The sequence below is a fragment of the Burkholderiales bacterium genome (genome assembly GCA_035560005.1).
Lineage (GTDB): Bacteria > Pseudomonadota > Gammaproteobacteria > Burkholderiales > Eutrophovitaceae > DASRFY01.
Genome location: DATMAN010000012.1, coordinates 1 through 2,279, shown reverse-complemented (window position 1 = coordinate 2,279; position 2,279 = coordinate 1). Strand labels below are relative to the sequence as shown.

The 2,279-nt window shown below is 64.0% G+C and carries 2 protein-coding genes and 1 pseudogene; all 3 read right to left on the bottom strand.

The features are described from left to right. Positions 1-261 precede the first annotated feature (261 nt). Complete coding sequence (locus VNM24_01300) at positions 262-510, bottom strand: DUF2442 domain-containing protein (protein ID HWQ37235.1); 249 nt, start codon at positions 508-510, stop codon at positions 262-264. Positions 511-530: 20 nt separating this feature from the next. Beyond that, positions 531-1,544: pseudogene (locus VNM24_01295) on the bottom strand (ribonucleotide-diphosphate reductase subunit beta). A gap of 137 nt (positions 1,545-1,681) precedes the next feature. After that, positions 1,682-2,279 (bottom strand): ribonucleoside-diphosphate reductase subunit alpha (locus VNM24_01290; GenBank protein HWQ37234.1); only part of this gene is annotated, 598 nt, incomplete at its 5' end.

Below are 2,279 nucleotides of genomic sequence, written 5' to 3'. Positions count from 1 at the left end.
GCTGGCTTCTTCTTGGCGGCTTTCTTCTTCTTACCCGCTTCCCTTCTTATTGCTTTCTTCTTGGACGATTTCTTCTTTTTTGATGCTTTCTTCTTCTTCTTTTTCTTCGCCGCTTTTTTCGCTTTCTTCTTCGCCATAACGGTCTCCTTTAAGGAAGTTGCAAAGAAGCCGGGCATTGCCGCCCCGGCCTATCCGGCGCCGACCGGGAATCGCTTCCCGTCCGTCCGCCGAATCCGTCGCGACGCTGCGCGCGCCGCATCGCTAGCGCCCTGCCCGGGCGGCGAGATCCTGGTACAGCACTTCCGGGTCGAGCCGGATGCCGCCCTCCCAGGTCACCGTCGCGGTCTCGGGATCCACGCTCACCTTTTCGAACTCGCGCACGTCGAGCCAGAGCCTGAACGCGCCGATCTCCAGCAGATTGCCGAGGAAGACGCTGCCCTCCAGCCCATCCTCGAAGCGGATCCAGAGCTTGTAGTCCTCCTCGGCCCTGCACGCGGTCACTTTGTGCATCTTGCGCTCCTCGTCCGGTCTCAGTCCCAGCTCAGCGCGCCGCCGGTCTGGTACTCCAGCACGCGCGTCTCGAAAAAGTTGCGCTCCTTCTTCAGGTCAATCATCTCCGCCATCCAGGGAAAGGGGTTCGTCGCCCCCGGGAAAAGCGCATCGAGCCCGATCTGCTGGCAGCGCCGGTTGCAGATGAAGCGCAGGTACTCCTTGAACATCGGCGCGTTGAGGCCGAGCACTCCGCGCGGCATGGTGTCCTCGGCGTAGCGGTACTCCAGCTCGACCGCGCGCCGGAACACGTCGGCAAGCTCGTCGCGGAACTCCGGTGTCCACAGATGCGGATTCTCAAGCTTGATCTGATTGACGAGGTCAATGCCGAAGTTGCAGTGCATGGATTCGTCGCGCAGGATGTACATGTACTGCTCGGCCGCCCCGGTCATCTTGTTCTGGCGCCCGAGCGCGAGAATCTGGACGAAGCCGACGTAGAAGAACAAGCCCTCCATCAGGCAGGAAAACACGGTGAGGCTCTTCAGCAGCCTTTGGTCGGACTCCGGCGTGCCGGTGCGGAAGGCGGGATCGGTCAGCGTGTCAATGAACGGGATCAGGAACTCGTCCTTGTCGCGGATCGAGGGCACCTCGTGGTAGGCGTTGAACACCTCGCCCTCGTCCAGATCCAGGCTCTCGACGATGTACTGGTAGGCGTGGGTGTGGATCGCCTCCTCGAACGCCTGGCGCAGCAGGTACTGGCGGCACTCGGGTGCGGTGATATGGCGGTAGGTGCCGAGCACGATGTTGTTCGCCGCGAGCGAATCCGCGGTGACGAAAAAGCCGAGGTTGCGCTTGACGATGCGCCGCTCGTCCTCGGTCAGCCCGTTCGGATCCTTCCACAGCGCGATGTCGCGGCTCATGTTGATTTCCTGCGGCATCCAGTGGTTGGCGCAGGCCGCGAGGTATTTGTCCCAGGCCCACTTGTACTTGAAGGGCACGAGCTGATTGACGTCGGCGCGCGAATTGATGACCCGCTTGTCCTCCACCGTGATGCGGCGAAACGCGTTGCCGGCGGCGAAGCGGCCGCCCCCCGGCACGGGCCCCGCCCCGCCGGCGGGCAGGAAACCCGGCTGAGGGGCATGCGCGAGCCCCGCGATCGGGCCGGTTCCGGAGTCGTCCTCGAAGCTCAGCATCACTGGCAGGCTTCGCATTCCGGGCTGTCGAGGGCGCAGAACCTTGCGCTCTCGGCTGCGGCAGACTGCGCGTGGCCGCCGCCGAGCGCGGCGGCCGGCACGGCGTTCAGCTGCCCCGGCTTGACGGTGGATTTCTCCGCGTGCGTCGCACCGAGCGCCCGCAGGTAATAGGTGGTCTTCAACCCCCGGATCCAGGCGAGCTTGTAGGTCTCGTCGAGCATCTTGCCCGAGGCCCCCGCCATGTAGAGGTTGAGCGACTGCGACTGGTCAATCCACTTCTGCCGGCGCGCCGCCGCCTCGACCAGCCACTTCGGTTCGATCTCGAACGCGGTGGCGTACAGGCGCCGCAGCTCCGCAGGCACGCGGTCAATGCGGCCGAGATTGCCGTCGAAGTACTTGAGGTCGGCGATCATCACCTCGTCCCACAGGCCGGCGCGCTTGAGGTCGGCGACCAGGTACTCGTTCACCACCGTGAACTCGCCCGAGAGGTTCGATTTGACGTAGAGGTTCTGGTAGGTGGGCTCGATCGAGGCCGAAACGCCGACGATGTTGGCGATGGTCGCGGTGGGCGCGATCGCGAGGCAGTTCGAGTTGCGC

Excerpts from the sequence above, each read along its gene's own strand:
- VNM24_01300 (HWQ37235.1), bottom strand. The coding sequence starts at position 510 with ATGCACAAAGTGACCGCGTGCAGGGCCGAGGAGGACTACAAGCTCTGG.